This is a genomic window from Enterobacter cloacae complex sp. P16RS2 (assembly GCF_014982155.1).
GTDB lineage: Bacteria > Pseudomonadota > Gammaproteobacteria > Enterobacterales > Enterobacteriaceae > Enterobacter > Enterobacter cloacae_M.
This window is the reverse complement of the sequence record NZ_JADCKW010000015.1, coordinates 51,229-72,088: the sequence shown is the minus strand read 5'-3', so window position 1 is coordinate 72,088 and position 20,860 is coordinate 51,229. Positions and strand designations below refer to the sequence as shown.

Below are 20,860 nucleotides of genomic sequence, written 5' to 3'. Positions count from 1 at the left end.
CCGGGCTATACCCGCAAGTACAAGGAAGTACACCCTAAGGGCGGCCATGTGCCGCCTTTTCTTTTGCCGTTAACGCGGTTTTTTCTTCACAAGAATAGAGTGGTCGTGCTGACATTCGCCCTGATGACGACAGGCTTCCACTTCCACGCAGGCAGAGCACAGCCCGTGCGCTTCAATCACGTTATGACGCAGGGCAAAACCCATTTTCGCCGCCAGCGTATGCATAATATCTTCCACGCCTTCCGCAGCTTCTTCTTTCACCACGCCGCAGCGGTCACAGATAAACATTGCTGATGTGTGGGTGGGCTGATCGAACAGATGGCACAACACGTAGCTGTTTGTGGACTCAACTTTATGCACGAATCCTTGTTCCAGCAGGAAATCCAGGGCGCGATACACGGTCGGTGGTTTCGCCTGCGGCTCGCTTTCGCGCAGCAGGTCGAGCAGATCGTAGGCGCTGATGGCACCCTGCTGCAGGCTCATCAGACGTAGGACTTCAAGGCGCTGCGGAGTCAGGCGCACATTGCGTTGCGCACACAGCTTTTCGGCCTGCGCTAACAGCTCTTTTGTGGACTTATCCATTTAGCACCCCGGATGTTATAGGACGGAAAACCCTCACTTTATCATGTTCTGGTAAAAACGCCGAGATCCGCCAGTCTGTGCTATACCTGACCAATTACAAACCGGGAAATAAACAATGAAAAAACCTGACTGTATTCGGCACTGGCGCGACGTAGAAGGCGCGGATGATTCGACCTATCCAGATAGCGATGAGCGATTTTCTATCGGCGCCCCGTTGGCTCGCAAGCTTGGGCTCGGGCGCATTGGTATCCATCATGAGCGTTTACCGCCCGGGCGCAGGACGTCCTATCCGCATGCGGAAAGCGATGAAGAAGAGTTCGTTTATGTGCTCGAAGGTCATCCAGAAGCGTGGATTAATGGCTATTTATGGAAACTTGAACCGGGCGACAGCGTGGGGTTTCCTGCCGGAACCGGTATTTGCCATACCTTTATCAACAACACGGACGAAGAGGTGCGGTTACTGGTCGTTGGCGAGGCAAATAAGAAGCACAACCGCATCTACTATCCGCTCAACCCCGTTTATGCCGCTACCCGTGAGGATCGCTGGGTAGACCACCCGCCCCAGTTTTTTGGACCGCATGATGGAAAACCTGGGAAAAAATAATTTCCTCTTCTATAAATATTGAGGGTCGTCACAAAATACAACAGGCCGTAAGGAAGTTTTACTTAGGGATAGAAATAGCGGGTCTTTTACTACTTATTCACAGCAATAGTTCGTTCCTGTTTGGGTGATAACAGACAGGGGTTATTTCATAACAGACTATAACGGGCATACTGTGAAAAAAAATTTTAAATTTTCGGTGGTTAGTATCGCTGTTTCCTTGTTTATGGCAAATCAGGCGGGAGCAGCCAATACCTGGACAGAATCACGGAGTGACGCAATGGGTGGTACCGGCGTTGCGGCTGGGAGCTATGGTAGCGGGGCGTTAATCAACCCCGCGTTGCTGGCAAAGGCAAAACCGGACGATGATGTGACGGTCATTTTGCCGTCCGTTGGCGTACAGGTGACGGATGAGGACAATCTTCAGGACGAGATAGATACCATCAACGACAAAATCAATCACTATAAGGATGTGGTTGACGACCTCACGCCAGGAGACATTATTACCAATCCGTTAAGTTCCATTAATCAGTTCCAGGGCGCGGCCAAAGATCTGGCTGATGAACTGGACTATCTCAAGGGTAAAACCGCACGCGCGACGGCAGGTGCAGGGCTTGCCGTGAGTATCCCTAACGATGTGCTTTCCGTGGCCTTTATGGCGAAAGGCTATGCCCATGGCCGGGTGAGCTCGTCTATCGATCAGCAAGATATTGATTATCTGCGCGGTATTCAACAAAGCAAAGTGGTGGCTGCCGGTGTTGCCCTGGACGCTGCGCTGAACGGCACGGATCAGATCACTAAAAATCTCAACTCAACGGCGTCTGGCCGGGCGGCGATTGTGTCCGACTATGGTGTTGCCGTTGCCCGTCAGTTTGACCTCGGCGGCGTCCCGGTTTCCGTGGGCGTGACGCCAAAACTGCAAAAAACCTGGGTCTATAACTACACCACGTCAATCTACGATTACGACAGTAACAAGTGGAACGACAGCCGCTACCGCACGGAAGACACGGGCTTTAACGTCGATGCCGGTATTGCGGCTGATTTCGGCGAACACTGGACCGTTGGCGTGAGCGGCCAAAACCTGATGTCTCGCGATATCGACACCAAAGATATCCGTATCCGCAACGGCCGTACGGGAGAAGTGGTGAGCTATAAAGACACCTATCAGATCCGTCCGCTGGTGACCGCCGGTGCCGCTTGGCACAACGACCTGGTGACGCTGACCGCCGATGGCGATTTAACCGAAACCAAAGGCTTCAAGAGCGAAGATACGTCGCAGTACGTTGGCGTCGGTGCCGAGGTTACGCCGCTCAGCTGGCTGGCGGTGCGTGCGGGTTATCGCGCGGACGTGAAGGGTAACGACAGCAACGTCTTTACCGGTGGTGTCGGTTTCGCACCGTTCAGCACCGTTCATGTTGACCTGATGGGCCTGTACGGCGAGGACGAAACCTGGGGCGCCGGGGCTCAGTTGAGCATGACGTTCTAAAGTCCACCGGAGGCGCTGCGCCTCCGGCTTTTCTTTGTGCTATAGTAGCGCCCCTTTTCCACCAGATGCTTAAAACTTCGCCATGTCGTCAGAATTACAGACCGCTTTCCCTGCACACCGTTTCTCCATTGCGCCGATGCTCGACTGGACGGACAGACACTGCCGCTACTTCCTGCGCCAGCTCTCCCGCCATACGCTGCTGTACACCGAAATGGTGACCACGGGCGCAATCATTCACGGGAAGGGCGACTATCTGGCCTATAGCGAAGAAGAGCATCCGGTTGCCCTGCAGCTGGGCGGCAGCGATCCGGCCGCGCTGGCGCAGTGCGCGAAGCTGGCAGAAGAACGCGGCTACGACGAGATCAACCTTAACGTTGGCTGCCCGTCCGACCGCGTGCAAAACGGTATGTTTGGCGCCTGTCTGATGGGGAATGCGCAACTGGTAGCGGACTGTATCAAGGCGATGCGCGATGTGGTCTCCATTCCGGTCACGGTCAAAACCCGTATCGGCATTGACGACCAGGACAGCTACGAGTTCCTGTGCGACTTTATCAGCACGGTATCCGGGAAAGGCGAATGCGAGATGTTTATCATCCACGCGCGAAAAGCCTGGCTCTCCGGCCTCAGCCCGAAAGAGAACCGTGAGATCCCGCCGCTGGACTATCCGCGCGTATATCAACTGAAGCGTGACTTCCCGCACCTGACGATGTCCATCAACGGTGGCATCAAGTCGCTGGAAGAGGCCAAAGCGCATCTGGAACATGTGGATGGCGTGATGGTCGGGCGCGAGGCGTATCAGAACCCGGGCATTCTGGCGACGGTCGATCGCGAAATCTTTGGCATCGAAGGTGCGGACACCGATCCGATTGCCGTCGTGCGTGCGATGTACCCTTACATTGAGCGCGAGTTGAGCAATGGCACGTATCTCGGCCATATCACCCGCCATATGCTTGGCCTGTTCCAGGGTATTCCGGGCGCGCGCCAGTGGCGCCGCTACCTGAGCGAGAATGCGCATAAAGCCGGAGCCGATATTGAGGTGCTGGAACATGCGCTGCGACTGGTGGCAGACAAGCGATAACTTTCGCTAAAAGTTCGTCAAATTCACCACGCCCTGCGAACGTTCGCGGGGCGTTTTGCTTTAATAACAACAGGTTAATGCTGGCATGATTCTTGTAATGCTTACTGCATTACTCGGGAACTCGTGGGAGAGCACCATGCTGGAACTACTTTTTGTGATTGGCTTTTTTGTCATGCTGTTAGCGACAGGCGTTTCGCTGCTCGGCATTCTGGCGGCTATCGTGGTGGCGACGGTGGTCATGTTTATTGGCGGACTGTTTGCGCTGACGATCAAACTGCTGCCGTGGCTACTGCTGGCCATTGCGGTTGTGTGGGTGATTCGGGCGATTAAAGCGCCAAAAGTGCCCAGTTATCAGCGCAATAACCGCTTCCGTTACTAAGGTATTGAGGGGTTCGTCACATACTTGTAACTTTTCCGGCGGCATGGCTTAGAACAGAATAGGATTTAGTTATCGAATCTGTCACTATGACTGCCGTTAAAGAATTCATCGAGCTGTACCCTACATACAGCCGAACTAAAAAAAGAAAGGGCTTCCCGCGGGAAGCCCAATTTCTTTTTGGGACTCAGGGAATCAACAAGCTCGACCCCTGCGTCGCCCGGCTCTCCAGCACCTCATGCGCGCGCTGCGCATCGGTCAGCGCGAATTTCTGCGCCTCTGCCACATCCACTTTGATGACGCCGCTGGCGATCAGCGAGAACAGCTCGTTGCTGGCTTCCTCAAGTTCTTCCCGGTTGGTGATGTATCCTTGCAGGGAAGGGCGAGTCACATACAGCGAACCTTTCTGATTCAGAATACCGAGGTTAACGCCGGTTACCGCGCCTGACGAATTGCCGAAGCTGACCATCAGACCACGGCGCTGCAGACAATCCAGCGACGCTTCCCACGTGTCTTTCCCCACCGAGTCATACACCACGCGCACTTTTTTGCCGCTGGTGATCTCCTTCAGCCGCTCAACAATGCTCTCTTCACGGTAGTTAATCACCTGCCAGGCGCCCGCCTGCAGCGCGCGCTGCGCTTTTTGTGCATTTCCGACGGTGCCGATCAGCTTCGCGCCCAGTGCCTTTGCCCACTGACAGGCGATGAGCCCGACGCCACCCGCTGCGGCATGGAACAGGAACTGCTCGTCGGGCTTAATTTCATATGTTTTGCGCAGCAGGTAATAAACCGTCAGACCTTTCAGGAACGAGGCCGCCGCCTGCTCAAAAGAGATAGCGTTAGGCAGCAGGGCGGCTTTATCCGCCGGAACGTTGTGAACGGAGCTGTAAGCGCCCAGCGCAGACTGCGCGTACACTACGCGGTCGCCCTCTTTAATATGCTTAACCGCGCTGCCCACTTTGACGACGACACCGGCCGCCTCGGTGCCCAGGCCGCTCGGCATTGACGGCGGCGGGTAGAGACCGCCGCGAATATAGGTGTCGATGTAGTTTATGCCTATGGCTTTGTTTTCAACCTGCACTTCGTTTTCGCCAGGCGCGGTGGGGGTAAACTCCACCGCTTTGAGTACGTCTGGCCCACCGTGTTTCTGGAATTCAATGCGCGTTGCCATGCTCCCTCCGTAAGAAAAATATGGTAATCTTTCGACCCACTCTTTATCTCGGTAACTCCATTCACTATGGCAGGAAACAAACCCTTCAACAAACAGACTGAACCTCGCGAGCGTGATTTCCAGGTCGCAGGGTTAAAGGTCCCGCCGCACTCGATTGAAGCGGAACAGTCGGTGTTGGGCGGTTTAATGCTGGATAACGAGCGCTGGGACGACGTCGCCGAGCGCGTCGTAGCGGAAGATTTCTACACCCGCCCGCACCGCCACATCTTTACTGAAATGGCGCGCCTGCAGGAATCGGGCAGTCCGATCGACCTGATCACGCTCGCGGAATCGCTGGAGCGTCTTGGCCAGCTCGACAGCTGCGGCGGGTTTGCCTATCTGGCGGAACTGTCAAAAAACACGCCTAGTGCGGCGAACATCAGCGCTTATGCCGATATCGTGCGCGAACGAGCCGTCGTTCGCGAGATGATCTCGGTGGCGAATGAGATCGCCGAGGCCGGTTTTGATCCGCAGGGGCGCACCAGCGAAGACCTGCTCGACCTCGCTGAATCCCGTGTCTTTAAAATCGCCGAAAGCCGCGCCAATAAAGACGAAGGCCCAAAAAACATCGCCGATGTCCTCGACGCCACCGTTGCCCGTATTGAACAGCTGTTCCAGCAGCCGCACGACGGTGTGACCGGGGTAAACACCGGCTATGACGATTTGAACAAGAAAACTGCCGGCCTGCAGCCGTCGGATTTGATTATCGTCGCCGCGCGTCCGTCGATGGGGAAAACTACCTTTGCGATGAACCTCGTCGAAAACGCGGCGATGTTGCAGGATAAGCCGGTACTTATCTTCAGCCTTGAGATGCCCTCCGAGCAGATTATGATGCGTTCTCTGGCGTCGCTGTCGCGCGTGGATCAGACCCGCATTCGTACCGGCCAGCTCGATGATGAAGACTGGGCGCGCATCTCCGGCACCATGGGCATTCTGCTGGAAAAACGTAACATCTATATCGATGACTCGTCCGGCCTGACGCCGACGGAAGTGCGCTCCCGCGCGCGCCGTATCGCCCGTGAACACGGTGGCATCGGTCTCATCATGATCGACTACCTTCAGCTGATGCGCGTCCCGTCGCTTTCCGACAACCGTACGCTTGAAATTGCGGAGATTTCCCGCTCGCTCAAGGCGTTAGCCAAAGAGCTGCACGTACCGGTAGTCGCGCTGTCGCAGCTGAACCGCTCTCTGGAACAACGCGCCGACAAGCGCCCGGTCAACTCTGACCTGCGTGAGTCCGGCTCCATCGAGCAGGATGCCGACTTAATCATGTTCATCTACCGTGATGAGGTTTATCACGAGAACAGCGACCTGAAAGGGATCGCCGAAATTATTATTGGTAAACAACGTAACGGCCCAATCGGGACGGTGCGTCTGACCTTTAACGGACAGTGGTCGCGTTTCGACAACTATGCCGGTCCTCAATATGATGATGAGTAATTTCTAAGGAATTTAAATGCAAGCGGCAACTGTTGTTATTAACCGCCGCGCTCTGCGACACAACCTGCAACGTCTGCGTGAACTGGCGCCTGCCAGCAAGCTCGTTGCAGTCGTGAAAGCGAACGCTTACGGACACGGTCTTCTTGAGACCGCGCGAACGCTCCCCGATGCCGACGCCTTTGGCGTCGCCCGTCTTGAAGAAGCCCTCCGCCTGCGCGCGGGCGGTATTACTCAACCCATACTGCTCCTCGAAGGCTTTTTCGAAGCCAGCGATCTGCCGACCATTGCTGACCAGCATCTGCACACGGCGGTACATAACGAAGAACAGCTAACCGCACTCGAAACCGCCGAACTGAGCGAGCCGGTGACCGTCTGGATGAAGCTCGACACGGGCATGCACCGTCTGGGCGTGCGTCCGGAAAGCGCGGAAGCGTTTTATCAGCGTTTATGCCGGTGCAAAAACGTGCGCCAGCCGGTGAATATCGTCAGCCACTTCGCCCGCGCCGATGAGCCCGAGTGCGGAGCGACCGAGCGGCAGCTAGATATCTTTAACACCTTCTGCGAAGGCAAGCCGGGTATGCGCTCGATTGCGGCATCCGGCGGTATTCTGCTGTGGCCGCAGTCGCATTTCGACTGGGCGCGACCGGGCATTATTCTCTACGGCGTGTCGCCGCTGGAGAACAAACCCTGGGGGCCGGACTTTGGCTTCCAGCCGGTCATGTCGCTGGTCTCTAACCTGATTGCCGTGCGTGACCATAAAGCGGGCGAGCCGGTGGGCTACGGCGGTACCTGGACCAGCGAGCGTGATACCCGTCTCGGCGTGGTGGCGATGGGCTATGGTGACGGCTATCCGCGCGCCGCGCCTTCGGGCACGCCGGTTCTGGTCAACGGTCGCGAGGTGAAGATTGTTGGCCGCGTGGCGATGGACATGATTTGTGTCGATCTGGGGCCTGAAGCCCAGGATAAGCCCGGCGACGATGTCGTGATGTGGGGCGAAGGTCTGCCCGTTGAACGCATTGCTGAAATTACGAAAGTGAGTGCTTACGAACTTATCACGCGCCTGACGTCAAGGGTGGCGATGAAGTACATCGACTGAGACTCGCATAGAGTAGTCCAACGGCATAAGCTGCCGTTGGACGCGTAACTCTTATTTCAACACGTTATAGATCGCCTGATTAGTCAAATAATCCGACGCGAGCCCTGACTCCGGACTGAAGCGCGAACCCTGGATGGACGAGAAACGTTTTCCAGTGCTGCCCAGCGAGACATAGCGCTCCCCTCCATCGTTTTCCGAAATGGTGTACACCGTTTTTTGCATCTCGGCGAATAGCGGAGCGTTACGCTGAATGGACTGGTGCAATTCCAGCAGCTGCACTCCATCCAGATTGAGCTTTTTATCCAGCGTGACGCCCCATCTTTGCAGACAAACTTCTGCAAAATGACGCACGATCGTGCCGGGCTCATGGACCACTTTTTCCCCGCTATTCCCATTGGCCGAAGCATTCCCCACCAGCGTAGCGTGGCGACCAGACATGGGATAAATATGTACTTTTGTCGTGCTATCGGTCTGTGGAATGACGCACGAGAAACCTTTTGATCGCTCATGTCTGGCATAGAAAGCCACATACTCCTTAACGTTGCTGCCCAGAGTGACTTTGTCCGCCTGGAAATTACCCATACCCGGAACCGGATCGACCACAAAAATATTCACCGGAATCGTCGTTAAAAGGGGATCGGCAAGCATTGCATTGGCAAGCATATGACAGCTAATTCCGCCCCGGCTCCACCCAACAAGGTTCACCTGAGTGGGTAGGATCTGACCCTGACGGAAGGTTTTGATGATTTGCTGCTGCAGCGCCTGCTGTGTCACTTTACGATCGCCATAGTCATATTTGCGCCACCAAAAGGAACCGGTAACCTCAACGTCCTGAATCGGCACGCCCGCCTTTTTAAGCTGCTCATAGTTTTCTTTTGTGAGCTTCTCACGCTGCCAGTCAACGTGGCCTTTGATAATATTAATCGCATGCTGAACATTCTCATTCCAGCCGCTGCCCAGAAGCTGGGCGCGAAGCTGAGAATATTCTCCGCTTTTGACCCAAAGCTCATCGCTTTGTAGATTGCCGCTCCCCGGGCCATCAAGAATGACCCATTCGGCGAACTCTTTACCCTTGTTATTGGCTGCCAGAGAAGAGATGAGCTCGCCGTTCCAGTAATTAGCATGAGACTCATCAAATTTATTAGATCCAGTACCACAGAAATATACTGTTAGTATTGTCATAAATGACCTCATTGAAATATTAATATGTAGGTGGATGGCACGCGTGCAGTTAAATAATATGTGTCAGCAATTTTTCGGGGAATATGCTATTAAGCCCAGGCTATTTTTGATAACGATAAGATCGTTCTTAATTAAACATCGCTATGTTTAATGTGTAGTACTGCTTAACTTTTGCTTTGGGTATATGACGTTTGCCTTATGCCGAATGCTGTTTTTACAGTTTTGTAATAGCACGCATACTTAATTTCGGAATAAGTGGGTTGAATAACTTAAGAAAATAGATTTCACACGGGGTTATGCTACGATGAATATATTAATGATCGATGAGTTACCGATCTTCATTCACGGTATGAAAACAGAGCTGGAACGCGTAATGCCGGAATGCACTGTTTTTGCAGCGAACAATTTTGAAGATGCACACGCAATTTTAACCTCTATGCCGGTCGGCATTATTTTGCTGGATGGTGAAATGAAGTGCCGTGATTTTATCACTAATTTGATGACAAACTGGCCTGAGCTACCGATCGTGGTGATGTTACGAAAAACGACGGATAAGATATTCAACTTCTACATCCGCCAAAGCATTAAGGGCATTTTTACCAAGGATCTCCCCGCCGAGAAAATCAGCCAGATACTTTGCATGGTCTCCTCGGGGGTGGTCTGTTTTCCGGAGCAAGCCGTGGTCCAGCGAGATCAATCCGCTGGCGGGTTGCCGATCTACTCCCTGAGTCGTCGGCAGAAGGAAGTTCTTAAGCTGCTGGCGAATGGAGGAACAAATAAGCAGATCAGCCGGCAATTGAATATCAGTGCAGGTACGGTCAAAGTACATCTTGAATCCATCTTTCACCGATTACAGGTCAACAATCGGACACAGGCCGCAATGCTCTATTTTAAATATATGTCTAATTAGTCGATTTCCAGCAAAGCGAAGGGCTGCAGTCAAAATGCGTTAAGTGAAAAGCGCAACAGACAGACCTCTGTTGCGCTTTGTTTTTTTTAACGGTACTGAGATTTGAAATAATATATCACCACCACCAGCGTTCCGAAGTCCTGCAATAGCCAGAATGGAAAGCTGTCACTCAGTATATCAGCACCGGTAAGAATAAATTTCATGTTTAAGCTGCTCTCACCAAAAAAACCAAAGGCGAGGGCGGCTAAGCCAATTTTACACATTACCGGCAGGGCATGGACTCTTCGGCTATAGGCGGCAAACAAAATCAGCAGCGATGTTATCAGGTCGACGAAGATAATAAAGGGAAGCACCCAGCCATTCATTATGTTAAGCATTTATTCTCCATCGGGTTTGTTGTGGGTTAAATCAGGCGGAGGAAGTGATTCATGTCTGACTTTACTTTTGATGACGCTTGCAACATCAAAAATATCGCGTTGTTCATGCCGGCGAAAAAAGTTTGCCAGCCAGACGATCAGGCCATTACTCATTGCCCCGAGGATATACCCTAAACCAAGCGTGATATCGGCCTGATTAAGGTCTATCTTTAACCAGCGGGCTGCTAATCCACCTAATGCGACGGCCGCGCCCATGCTGATTCCACCAAAAATAATGCCTGCCATAAATCGGCTGTGCTGGTGCAATCGCTGCGGTTGCCAGAAAAACGAGATACTGACGCCGCCAAATAAACCTGAAAAAGCCAGCAAGGCTTCACTGATGAGGGTCGGGAGATAGATGTCAGACATACGTTCATCCTCTGCAAGGATAAATCCCCTCGGAAAAGGGGATTTATTATCGTAACGGGCGCTTATTATTGGCAGGGATCCAGCTCAACAATATGCTGATACTTATCGGTTGTAATAAAGCGCTGTTGCCCTGACAGGCTGTAAATCAGACGCTTGGGAGAGCGATACCCCTTCACGACATCGACATCCGCGCTAAGCCAGGGCTGACTGACAGGAAGAGCGCGATGGCTGTATTTATCGCCACCGATCCATTTTTGATTGGTGGGTTTAAGACCCCAAAGCGATTCGCTTTCACTTCCCGACCAGCCGAGGCGTTTAGCCTCATCCGAGGTAATATAGCGGTCGGGCAGGCGCCCAAAATTTTTTATATGACGAAGCGTTGTAGCCAGATCGGTCACGTTATTGACGGGCACCATACCCTGAGAAGATAAAAAGGCGTTGGCTTCCTTTATTTCCTCTTCGCAGGTTGGCATGGCGGCAGTTGCCTGTAACACGTTGAATAACGAAACAGACAGTACGGCCATTTTCACTATGGATAGTGGTTTCATTGTAATTTTCCTGTTGAATTAACTAAGAAATAGCTTCATTTCCGCCTCGCGGCGTCGGGTAAGCCCGGTCAAAACCTTACCGCCTGCCTTATTCCAGCTTTTGAACTGCAGTGCGGCGCCCTGGATATCGCCTGCGTTGAATTTTTTGAGCAGCGTGGATTTCTTTAAATTGCCCACGCCAAGGTTGAAGGCGAACGAAACCAGCGCGTCGAATTGGTTCTGTGTCGAAGCGTTGTTCAGCAGTTTTTTCACGCCGTCCTCGGTGCGTTTCAGATCTTTGCGCAGCAGATCTTTGGCTTCGCCGGTGGTAATTTTGGTGAGCTTTTCCATCTCCTCTTTGAGGATCAAATGGCCGTAACCGATGGTCCATAAACCTACGGCATCGCGATAACGCTCCAGCCTCAGCCCTTCAAACTGGCAAATAAGCTGAATGCCCTTGTCACCTGTACGTTCTGGTTGTTTTTGCATTACGGAGTCTCCTCTGCTTTCGGGCGGGGAATCACCTTGTTGGTGTATTCGTCAATCAAACGCATGACGCTTTCCGGTGGCTCAAGTGCGGTAAATTGCATCTCTACATCGACGTGGCGGCTGTCACGCCCGCCTTTGTTATCGCTGGAAGGCGAAAGGCTGACGTGAAAGCGGCCAAATTCGTTTTCACCGGACTGGCGGGAAGGCGCCTGCATGCCTTCCGTGCGGATCGTCAGGTTGACCTTCATCTTTTCCAGCATCAGCCCGCGCGGTGTCGAAAGCGCGACTAAGGGCAGGTCAAAGTAGTGCTTTTCATCCAGCGCCAGCTGTACCGTGCGTGGAATTAACGAACCGTCTTCTGCGGGTTCGAAAAAGGGATCCAGCGCCTTCATATACTGCTGAGCAATCAGTTCGTTGGCCGCAGTGGCCGCGTACTGCATCCCGCGCGTGATATCTTCAAGCGAGATCGGCACGCCGGGAATATCGGCTGGAGGCGTGTTTTCCTGTGTCGGCGGCGTGCCTTCATCCTCTTTGCCCGTCTTGTTTTCCGGCTCCTCATCCTTGCCGCCGCGCAGCCATTTTTTAAAAGACATATTTCGCTCCTGGAAAAGGGCTACCCGGGTAGCCCCTGCGTTACGGAATCGCACGTATGTCGCGGCGTGGAAGATTATTGCGCGGCGACAGGCTTGGTTTTGGCGTTGGTCAGGTAATCAATCACGCGCTGCAGAGCTTCAGGAGGCTCCTGGCGTTTAATCTGGGTATGAATGGAATATTTCGCGCGTGTATCGGTCGAACGGGTCTGCTCCGATTTGTGGGAGACCTTGCCGGTCATTTTCGCTTTGAAAACGCCCCAGCCGATGGACGCTTCCACGGAAGCCTCCGCTTCGGTGCTGCTGGAACTGGCTTCGCTCTGGCTCACTTCAAGCTCAAAGTCGATGGTGCCGTCCTCGATGCAGATGATGGGGTGGGTGACCGCCGCCAGGAGCGGAATACTCATCTTGCGGGTCACGCTGCCTTTATTGACCCCCTGTTCGTCTACCACGGTTTCGTCGTAGTCAAACTCGATCGCGACAGCTTTGCCGTCTTTAATACAGACGGAGAGCAGGAAGTCGGTATAGGACTTGCTCGCCTGGACCTGTGCTTTGATCATCGCCTGCAGCGGACCGCCGATCATATGTTCCAGCGGCAGGGCGTTAATAACTGAACCAATAAATTGTGAATCCATGATGTGAACTCCTTGAATCAGTGAATGCGCGGTTGCGCAGGAGCCACATTACGGAAAGCGAGAAGGGGAAAATATTGGGTAAATGGCATGGCGAGAGGACGCAAAAAACCTATGCCGATCGCAGGATAATCTTCAGGGGTGGTGTTGAGTGATATTCCGGTTTATTGTTGAAATCCCTGCCTCATCGAATTCCGGAGAACCATCGCGTGTTTCAGAAAGTTGACGCCTATGCCGGCGACCCTATCCTCTCCTTAATGGAGCGTTTCAAAGAAGATCCTCGCAGCGACAAAGTGAACCTCAGCATCGGTCTGTATTACAACGAGGATGGCATCATTCCTCAATTAAAAGCCGTTGCCGAAGCCGAAGCGCGTCTGAACGCTGTTCCACACGGTGCTTCTCTTTATCTGCCGATGGAAGGGTTAAACGCCTACCGCAACACCATCGCTCCGCTGTTATTCGGTGCCGATCACGCGGTGCTCGCGCAAAAACGCGTGGCGACCATCCAGACGCTGGGCGGCTCGGGTGCGCTGAAAGTGGGTGCAGACTTCCTGAAAAAATACTTCCCGGATTCAGGCGTGTGGGTCAGTGACCCGACGTGGGAAAACCACGTTGCTATCTTCGAGGGCGCAGGTTTCAAAGTGGCGACCTATCCGTGGTTCGACAGCGAAACGAACGGCGTGCGCGTTGAAGCGCTGCTGGAAAAACTGAACACGCTGCCGGCGCGCAGCATTGTGCTGCTGCATCCATGCTGCCATAACCCGACCGGGGCAGATCTCACCAACGCCCAGTGGGATGCGGTGATTGAGGTACTGAAGGCCCGCGACCTGATTCCGTTCCTCGACATTGCCTACCAGGGCTTTGGCGCGGGCATGGAAGAAGATGCTTACGCCATCCGCGCCGTGGCCAGCGCAGGTCTGCCAGCGCTGGTCAGCAACTCCTTCTCTAAAATCTTCTCCCTGTACGGTGAACGCGTTGGCGGTCTGTCCGTGGTCTGTGAAGACGCCGAAGCGGCGGGTCGCGTGCTCGGCCAGCTGAAGGCGACGGTGCGCCGTATTTACTCCAGCCCGCCAAACTTTGGTGCGCAGGTGGTGGCGACGGTTCTCGGCGACGAACAGCTGAAAGCGTCCTGGCTTGCCGAAGTGGAAGCGATGCGTAAGCGCATCCTGTCCATGCGTCAGGAGCTGGTTAACGTGCTGAAAGAGGCCGTGCCGGGGCATAACTTCGACTATCTGCTCAAGCAGCGCGGGATGTTCAGCTATACCGGACTGAGCGCGGCGCAGGTCGATCGCCTGCGCGAAGAGTTCGGCGTTTACCTGATCGCCAGCGGCCGTATGTGCGTAGCGGGTTTGAATGCCAGCAACGTTCATCGCGTGGCGCAGGCCTTTGCTGCTGTAATGTAAGTACTTACTATTCGCTTCCCCCTCTCCCTGTAGGAGAGGGGCGGGGTGAGGGCATCTGGCCGCACAAAACCTTGCCCGGTGGCGCTTCGCTTACCGGGCCTACGGGCTGGGTGTTCTCCCTCTCCCTATGGGAGAGGGCTGGGGTGAGGGCATCTGGCCGCACAAAAACCTTGCCCGGCGCTTTGTGATCGTCTTCTTTTTATTCAGCTTCATAAGCAAAAACTCCTTCCCTTCACCTCCCGCTGGGGTTATGGTCGGATAGTTTTTTGACCATCTACTCAAATTAAAACGATAACAAACTGAATGTTCAGGGGAAAATATGCGCAAGATCACACTGGCGCTCAGCGCCGCCTGCTTATTGTTCTCGCTTAATAGCGCCGTCGTCGCGCGAGCTTCTGCCCCGACGCCGCTTTACACCGGCACCACCGCCGCCATTCTCGCCGAGCAGGCGCCCATTCACTGGGTTTCCGTGGCCCAAATCGAAAACAGCCTGATCGGCCGTGCGCCAATGGCCGTGGGTTTTGACATTGACGATACCGTGCTGTTCTCAAGCCCCGGCTTCTGGCGCGGGAAGAAAACGTATTCACCCGACAGCGAAGCGTATCTGAAGAACCCGGAATTCTGGGAAAAAATGAATAACGGTTGGGACGAATTCAGCATCCCGAAAGAGGTTGCCCGTGCGCTTATTGCTATGCACGTGAAGCGCGGTGACAGCATCTACTTTGTCACCGGCCGCAGTCAGACCAAAACCGAAACCGTCTCTAAAACGCTGCAGGATGATTTCCAGATCCCGGCGACCAGCATGAATCCGGTCATTTTTGCCGGTGACAAAGAAGGGCAAAACACCAAAACCCAGTGGCTGGAAAAGAAAAATATCAAAGTATTCTACGGCGATTCGGATAACGACATCACCGCCGCGCATGACGTGGGAGCCAGAGGGATCAGGGTGTTGCGCGCCTCTAACTCGACCTATCGACCGCTTCCGATGGCCGGAAAGTTTGGCGAAGAGGTGATCGTCAATTCGGAGTATTAAGTACATGGCAGCGGGTTTGACTCTTTTTTAATCAAATCTCGCTGCTGCGGGTTTTACCTTTCGTCTTCTTGCTGCACACTTAGAAAGATTCATCTTTCATCACGGAGCAGCACATGTGGTACCAACAGACCCTGACCTTAAGCGCTAAACCACGCGGATTTCACCTGGTGACGGATGAAGTCATCGGTCAACTCCGCGACCTGTCGCGGGTGAAAACGGGTTTGCTGCATCTGCTGCTTCAGCACACGTCCGCCTCTCTCACGCTTAATGAAAATTGCGATCCCACCGTCCGGTCCGATATGGAGCACCATTTTTTGAAGAGCGTCCCGGACAACGCGCCTTACGAGCATGACTATGAGGGGGCGGACGATATGCCTTCGCATATTAAATCCTCCCTGCTGGGCGTATCGTTGATGCTGCCGGTTCACAACGGGCGGCTGCTGTTGGGAACGTGGCAGGGGATCTGGCTGGGAGAGCATCGCATTCACGGTGGTTCGCGTAAAATTATCGCCACGCTACAAGGGGAATAAAGATGACAATTTCGGAGATACTTCAGTACTGCATGAGCAAGCCTGGCGCGGAGCAGAGCGTTCATAGCGACTGGAAAGCCACGCAGATTAAAGTGGGAGATGTCCTGTTTGCTATGGTGAAAGAGGTGGAAGGCCGTCCGGCGGCATCGCTGAAAACCAGCCCTGAACTGGCGGATTTGCTACGTCAACAGCATGATGACGTGAGGCCGAGCAAGCACCTCAATAAGGCGCACTGGAGCACCGTCTATCTGGATGGATCGATTCCAGGCTCACAGATCTACTACCTGGTGGATGCGTCCTATCAGCAGGCGGTTGAGCTGCTGCCGGAAACCACCCGACAGCAACTCTCCGTGTGACAATTACAGCAACGGTTTAAGGAAGCGCGCGGTGTGCGAGGCTTCGCACTCTGCAACGGTCTCTGGCGTACCGGAGACGAGGATTTCACCGCCGCCGCTGCCGCCTTCCGGGCCGAGATCGACAATCCAGTCCGCGGTTTTAATCACGTCCAGGTTATGTTCGATGACCACGATAGTGTTGCCCTGATCGCGCAGCTGATGCAGAACCTCGAGCAGCTGCTGGATGTCGGCAAAGTGCAGGCCCGTAGTCGGCTCGTCCAGAATGTAGAGCGTCTGACCGGTGCCGCGTTTTGACAGCTCACGCGCCAGCTTCACGCGCTGCGCTTCACCGCCGGACAGCGTGGTTGCGGACTGTCCCAGACGAATGTAGGTCAGGCCTACGTCCATCAGCGTCTGCAGCTTACGTGCCAGCGCAGGGACGGCGTCAAAGAACTCGCGCGCCTCTTCGATGGTCATGTCCAGCACTTCGTGGATGGTCTTGCCCTTGTACTTAATCTCCAGCGTTTCGCGGTTATAGCGTTTGCCTTTGCACTGGTCGCACGGCACGTAGATATCCGGCAGGAAGTGCATCTCAACCTTGATCACGCCATCGCCCTGGCACGCTTCGCAGCGGCCACCGCGCACGTTAAAGCTGAAACGTCCTGGCGTATACCCGCGTGAGCGCGCCTCCGGCACACCGGCAAACAGTTCACGCACCGGCGTGAAAACACCGGTATAGGTTGCCGGGTTAGAGCGCGGCGTACGGCCAATCGGGCTCTGGTCGATATCGATAACTTTATCGAAATGCTCCAGCCCCTGAATGTCGCGGTACGGTGCAGGCTCGGCCAGCGTCGCGCCGTTCAGCGCCGTCTGCGCAATCGGGAACAGCGTATCGTTGATCAGCGTCGATTTACCGGAACCGGACACGCCGGTGATGCAGGTAAACAGGCCAACCGGCAGCGTCAGGGTGACGTCTTTCAGGTTGTTGCCGCGCGCGCCGGTCAGCTTCAGCACTTTTTCCGGATCTGCCGCTACGCGCTGTTTCGGCACTTCAATCTTGCGCTTGCCGCTCATGTACTGGCCGGTCAGCGATTCGGGCACCGCCATGATGTCCTTCAGCGTCCCTTCCGCGACCACCTGGCCGCCGTGTACGCCAGCGCCTGGGCCAATGTCGATGACGTGGTCAGCCGCGCGGATCGCATCTTCATCGTGCTCGACCACAATTACCGTGTTGCCGAGGTTGCGCAGGTGAACCAGCGTCCCGAGCAGGCGCTCGTTGTCGCGCTGGTGCAGGCCGATGGACGGCTCATCCAGCACGTACATCACGCCGACTAAGCCCGCGCCAATCTGGCTGGCCAGACGAATACGCTGCGCTTCACCACCGGAGAGCGTTTCAGCCGAGCGGGAAAGCGTCAGGTAGTTCAGGCCAACGTTCACCAGGAACTTCAGGCGATCGCCGATCTCTTTCAGCACTTTTTCGGCAATTTTCGCGCGCTGGCCGGAGAGCTTCAGGTTGTTGAAGAAGTCCATCGCGTGACCGATGCTCATGTCTGAGATGGTCGGCAGCGCGGTGTTTTCCACAAACACGTGGCGCGCTTCGCGACGCAGACGCGTACCCTCACAGGTGGCGCAGGAGCGGTTGCTGATGAACTTTGCCAGCTCCTCGCGCACCGCGCTGGATTCGGTCTCTTTGTAGCGGCGCTCCATGTTGTGCAGCACCCCTTCGAACGGGTGGCGACGCACGGAGGTATCGCCGCGATCGTTCATATACTTGAACTCGATGTTCTCTTTGCCGGAACCGAACAGGATCACTTTGTGCACGTTCGGGCTCAGGCTCGCCCACGGCGCTTCAACGTCGAACTTGTAGTGCTCTGCCAGCGATTTCAGCATCTGGAAGTAGTAGAAGTTACGCTTGTCCCAGCCGCGAATGGCGCCGCCCGCCAGCGACAGTTCCGGGTTCTGAATCACGCGGTCCGGGTCGAAATACTGCTGGACGCCCAGGCCGTCACAGGTCGGACACGCGCCCGCCGGGTTGTTGAATGAGAACAGGCGCGGTTCCAGCTCGCGCATGCTGTAGCCGCAAATCGGGCAGGCGAAGTTGGCGGAGAAGAGCAGCTCTTCCGCTTTTGGGTCGTCCATGTCGGAGACCACGGCCGTGCCGCCAGAGAGTTCCAGCGCCGTTTCAAAGGATTCCGCCAGGCGCGTGGCGAGATCGTCGCGCACCTTAAAGCGGTCAATCACCACTTCGATGGTGTGCTTCTTCTGCAGCTCCAGCTTTGGCGGATCGGACAGGTCGCACACTTCGCCGTCGATACGGGCGCGGATATAGCCCTGGCTTGCCAGGTTTTCCAGCGTTTTGGTGTGTTCGCCTTTTCGCTCTTTAATGATCGGCGCCAGCAGCATCAGGCGTTTGCCTTCCGGCTGCGACAGCACGTTATCCACCATCTGGCTGACGGTCTGGGCCGCCAGCGGGACGTCGTGGTCCGGGCAGCGCGGCTCGCCCACGCGGGCATACAGCAGACGCAGGTAGTCATGAATTTCGGTAATGGTACCGACCGTTGAACGCGGGTTATGCGAGGTGGACTTCTGCTCAATAGAGATAGCAGGAGACAACCCTTCAATGTGGTCGACATCCGGTTTTTCCATCAGCGACAGGAACTGACGCGCGTACGCAGAGAGCGATTCAACGTAACGACGCTGTCCTTCGGCATACAAAGTGTCGAAAGCCAGTGAGGATTTGCCAGACCCCGAAAGCCCGGTCACGACAATGAGTTTGTCGCGAGGGATTATGAGGTTGATATTCTTGAGATTGTGGGTGCGGGCGCCCCGAACTTCGATCTTATCCATTCACCTTTCCCGGTTGGAACACGGATTGCCTGATTTGTTTGAAGGACAAACGGCTGTCAGAAACGGCTAATTATGACACAATTTGACCTGTTTGAATATACAGTATTGGAATGCATTTTCTGATTAGCTGTGTAACAATGCCGAGTCCGCGAGAGATTTCTGAACCGACTACGCAACTATGCAAATTGCCGCGTGGAAATGGTACACTCGCGCGTTTACACTATTAAGAAACGTATTCAGGAGACACGAACATGGCCAGCAGAGGCGTAAACAAGGTGATTCTCGTCGGTAATCTGGGCCAGGACCCGGAAGTACGCTACATGCCGAGTGGTGGCGCAGTTGCCAACATTACGCTGGCTACTTCCGAATCCTGGCGTGATAAAGCGACCGGTGAGATGAAAGAGCAGACCGAATGGCACCGCGTTGTGCTGTTTGGCAAACTGGCCGAAGTGGCCGGTGAGTATCTGCGTAAAGGTTCTCAGGTCTATATCGAAGGCCAGCTGCGTACCCGCAAATGGACCGATCAGTCCGGTGCTGAGAAGTACACCACGGAAGTCGTGGTCAACGTGGGCGGTACTATGCAGATGCTGGGTGGCCGTCAGGGCGGTGGCGCACCGGCTGGCGGCGGTCAGAGCCAGCAGCAGGGCGGTTGGGGTCAGCCTCAGCAGCCGCAGGGCGGCAACCAGTTCAGCGGCGGCGCGCAGTCTCGTCCGCAGCAGCAGTCTGCTCCGGCGCCGTCTAACGAACCGCCAATGGATTTCGACGACGACATTCCGTTCTGATTTCCGCGTGCTGAAAACAAAAAACCCAGACTATCGTCTGGGTTTTTTTATTCCGTCAGGGATCAGGTTATCACCATCGGCCAGTCTGGCGGCGTGTGGCTCATCGCCTCAACCATCACCACTTTAATATTTTCCCAGACGGCGGCGATATCCAGCAGGGTAATGCCAAGCAGACCCGTTGCAAACCAGCAGGCCGCAACCAGCCCCAGCAGGGTGCTGATAACAGCAAGACCCGCATAGTCAGATTTACGAAACTGAATATTCAGCGTGCTGGCTAAAAACATCAGTACCGCACTCAACAAAGGCCAGCGCAGGAGAACCATGCTGGTAGTAATGGTTGCCATAAAACCCATCCTCTACAAAACAGACGAACTGAATGAAACGGTGTTTCTCGTTACAAAATATGTGTGAACTATATCACATTTGTTGATTTATTCGCCAGTGTCTGAGCGATCAAAAAAGAGGATTTTATTCTTCAGAAAAGGCGATTGTGCGGGTTGGTTCGGCCTTCGGCGCACGAGGAGGTGGGCACACAGCGTGCCGGAAACGCACATCGGGCAGGTGGTGATACCGCAAATTCGGTTTTTATAAGAGGGACGTTATTCTCACCCAATCCTGAAAATATTGTGGTGAAGGCTGACTATTTATAAATCAACGAACACAATGCCTCCGAGCAAATAGCATAAAACGTCCCGATGAAGTTGTACTTTTTTCATGCTGTCAGACGTTTGGCTTAATCAACGCTCGTCTGTTGTGTTATCTTCCCGTCAGCCCTAACGGGCTGGATAATTATTTTCCTTAATTGAAACGGAACGAATACTTACAGTTTAACTTACGGGAAAATATTATCGGCATAACGAAATTTAAGATTTTTAATACTAAAAGTCAGTTGCTAACTTCGCATGATTCATGCAACGTAATCACCTGTTTAACAAAGCATCCGGCC

At 54.3% G+C, this 20,860-nt stretch carries 23 protein-coding genes; 12 read left to right on the top strand and 11 right to left on the bottom strand.

Annotated features, from left to right (window positions below):
* Positions 1-69: 69 nt before the first annotated feature.
* A complete protein-coding gene (gene zur / locus INF68_RS11525; RefSeq protein WP_109846239.1) occupies positions 70-582 on the bottom strand; it encodes a zinc uptake transcriptional repressor Zur in 513 nt (170 codons plus the stop codon).
* Positions 583-697: 115 nt separating this feature from the next.
* On the opposite strand from zur, the gene INF68_RS11520 reads away from it, so the two are divergent.
* The 4 genes from INF68_RS11520 (at position 698) to pspG (ending at position 4,126) form a co-directional block, all read left to right on the top strand.
* Positions 698-1,186, top strand: a complete 489-nt coding sequence (locus tag INF68_RS11520) for a cupin domain-containing protein (RefSeq protein WP_023310041.1) — start codon at positions 698-700, stop codon at positions 1,184-1,186.
* A 172-nt stretch (positions 1,187-1,358) separates the two neighbouring features.
* Positions 1,359-2,669 carry a conjugal transfer protein TraF gene (locus tag INF68_RS11515; protein WP_126787123.1) on the top strand — a complete coding sequence of 437 codons (1,311 nt, stop codon included), beginning with the start codon at positions 1,359-1,361 and terminating at the stop codon, positions 2,667-2,669.
* 82 nt (positions 2,670-2,751) lie between these two features.
* The gene (dusA, locus tag INF68_RS11510; RefSeq protein ID WP_109846238.1) at positions 2,752-3,747 is read left to right on the top strand and encodes a tRNA dihydrouridine(20/20a) synthase DusA; all 996 of its coding nucleotides are present in this window, start codon (positions 2,752-2,754) and stop codon (positions 3,745-3,747) included.
* 136 nt (positions 3,748-3,883) lie between these two features.
* A complete protein-coding gene (gene pspG, locus INF68_RS11505) occupies positions 3,884-4,126 on the top strand; it encodes an envelope stress response protein PspG (protein ID WP_023310044.1) in 243 nt (80 codons plus the stop codon).
* Between the two features lie 184 nt (positions 4,127-4,310).
* Here pspG and INF68_RS11500 read toward each other — a convergent pair whose 3' ends face one another.
* Positions 4,311-5,294 (bottom strand): quinone oxidoreductase, encoded by a 984-nt coding sequence (locus INF68_RS11500; RefSeq protein ID WP_126787122.1) that lies wholly within the window; start codon positions 5,292-5,294, stop codon positions 4,311-4,313.
* A 66-nt stretch (positions 5,295-5,360) separates the two neighbouring features.
* Between INF68_RS11500 and dnaB the strand changes: the two genes are divergently transcribed.
* Together dnaB and alr are read left to right on the top strand one after the other, a co-directional pair.
* Positions 5,361-6,773: a replicative DNA helicase gene (gene dnaB, locus INF68_RS11495; RefSeq protein ID WP_023310046.1), complete on the top strand. Its 1,413-nt coding sequence runs from the start codon at positions 5,361-5,363 to the stop codon at positions 6,771-6,773.
* Positions 6,774-6,789: 16 nt separating this feature from the next.
* The gene (gene alr, locus INF68_RS11490) at positions 6,790-7,869 is read left to right on the top strand and encodes an alanine racemase (protein WP_029740224.1); all 1,080 of its coding nucleotides are present in this window, start codon (positions 6,790-6,792) and stop codon (positions 7,867-7,869) included.
* A 51-nt stretch (positions 7,870-7,920) separates the two neighbouring features.
* Here the strand turns inward: alr and INF68_RS11485 are convergent, their stop codons facing one another.
* Positions 7,921-9,051, bottom strand: a complete 1,131-nt coding sequence (locus INF68_RS11485; protein WP_126787121.1) for a hypothetical protein — start codon at positions 9,049-9,051, stop codon at positions 7,921-7,923.
* Between the two features lie 316 nt (positions 9,052-9,367).
* On the opposite strand from INF68_RS11485, the gene INF68_RS11480 reads away from it, so the two are divergent.
* On the top strand, positions 9,368-9,961 hold the full coding sequence (locus tag INF68_RS11480) for a response regulator transcription factor (protein ID WP_233441382.1): 594 nt from the start codon (positions 9,368-9,370) through the stop codon (positions 9,959-9,961).
* Between the two features lie 86 nt (positions 9,962-10,047).
* Here the strand turns inward: INF68_RS11480 and INF68_RS11475 are convergent, their stop codons facing one another.
* The 6 genes from INF68_RS11475 to INF68_RS11450 form a co-directional block, all read right to left on the bottom strand.
* Positions 10,048-10,338, bottom strand: a complete 291-nt coding sequence (locus tag INF68_RS11475; RefSeq protein WP_032662594.1) for a hypothetical protein — start codon at positions 10,336-10,338, stop codon at positions 10,048-10,050.
* Entirely contained in the window at positions 10,339-10,746 is a 408-nt protein-coding gene (locus INF68_RS11470; RefSeq protein ID WP_126787119.1) for a hypothetical protein, read from the bottom strand.
* Between the two features lie 65 nt (positions 10,747-10,811).
* Positions 10,812-11,294: a ribonuclease domain-containing protein gene (locus INF68_RS11465; protein ID WP_109846232.1), complete on the bottom strand. Its 483-nt coding sequence runs from the start codon at positions 11,292-11,294 to the stop codon at positions 10,812-10,814.
* Positions 11,295-11,312: 18 nt separating this feature from the next.
* On the bottom strand, positions 11,313-11,762 hold the full coding sequence (locus tag INF68_RS11460) for a lysozyme (protein ID WP_047059578.1): 450 nt from the start codon (positions 11,760-11,762) through the stop codon (positions 11,313-11,315).
* On the bottom strand, positions 11,762-12,355 hold the full coding sequence (locus INF68_RS11455; protein WP_109846230.1) for a DUF2589 domain-containing protein: 594 nt from the start codon (positions 12,353-12,355) through the stop codon (positions 11,762-11,764). Before INF68_RS11455 ends, INF68_RS11460 begins: the two co-directional genes overlap by 1 nt.
* A gap of 74 nt (positions 12,356-12,429) precedes the next feature.
* Positions 12,430-12,987 (bottom strand): DUF2589 domain-containing protein, encoded by a 558-nt coding sequence (locus tag INF68_RS11450; protein ID WP_063408997.1) that lies wholly within the window; start codon positions 12,985-12,987, stop codon positions 12,430-12,432.
* 206 nt (positions 12,988-13,193) lie between these two features.
* Here INF68_RS11450 and tyrB point away from each other — a divergent pair, with 206 nt between their 5' ends.
* The 4 genes from tyrB (at position 13,194) to INF68_RS11430 (ending at position 16,306) form a co-directional block, all read left to right on the top strand.
* Positions 13,194-14,387, top strand: coding sequence for an aromatic amino acid transaminase (gene tyrB / locus INF68_RS11445; protein WP_126787118.1), 1,194 nt, complete (start codon positions 13,194-13,196; stop codon positions 14,385-14,387).
* 319 nt (positions 14,388-14,706) lie between these two features.
* Positions 14,707-15,420, top strand: coding sequence for an acid phosphatase AphA (gene aphA / locus INF68_RS11440; protein WP_032662578.1), 714 nt, complete (start codon positions 14,707-14,709; stop codon positions 15,418-15,420).
* A gap of 113 nt (positions 15,421-15,533) precedes the next feature.
* A complete protein-coding gene (locus INF68_RS11435; protein WP_023310052.1) occupies positions 15,534-15,950 on the top strand; it encodes a secondary thiamine-phosphate synthase enzyme YjbQ in 417 nt (138 codons plus the stop codon).
* 2 nt (positions 15,951-15,952) lie between these two features.
* Positions 15,953-16,306: an MmcQ/YjbR family DNA-binding protein gene (locus INF68_RS11430; protein WP_023310053.1), complete on the top strand. Its 354-nt coding sequence runs from the start codon at positions 15,953-15,955 to the stop codon at positions 16,304-16,306.
* 3 nt (positions 16,307-16,309) lie between these two features.
* Here INF68_RS11430 and uvrA read toward each other — a convergent pair whose 3' ends face one another.
* Positions 16,310-19,132: an excinuclease ABC subunit UvrA gene (gene uvrA, locus INF68_RS11425; protein ID WP_042718374.1), complete on the bottom strand. Its 2,823-nt coding sequence runs from the start codon at positions 19,130-19,132 to the stop codon at positions 16,310-16,312.
* A gap of 251 nt (positions 19,133-19,383) precedes the next feature.
* Here uvrA and ssb1 point away from each other — a divergent pair, with 251 nt between their 5' ends.
* Positions 19,384-19,914 carry a single-stranded DNA-binding protein SSB1 gene (ssb1, locus tag INF68_RS11420; RefSeq protein ID WP_023310055.1) on the top strand — a complete coding sequence of 177 codons (531 nt, stop codon included), beginning with the start codon at positions 19,384-19,386 and terminating at the stop codon, positions 19,912-19,914.
* A gap of 62 nt (positions 19,915-19,976) precedes the next feature.
* Here the strand turns inward: ssb1 and INF68_RS11415 are convergent, their stop codons facing one another.
* Positions 19,977-20,258 carry a YjcB family protein gene (locus tag INF68_RS11415; RefSeq protein ID WP_109846226.1) on the bottom strand — a complete coding sequence of 94 codons (282 nt, stop codon included), beginning with the start codon at positions 20,256-20,258 and terminating at the stop codon, positions 19,977-19,979.
* Positions 20,259-20,860: the final 602 nt, after the last annotated feature.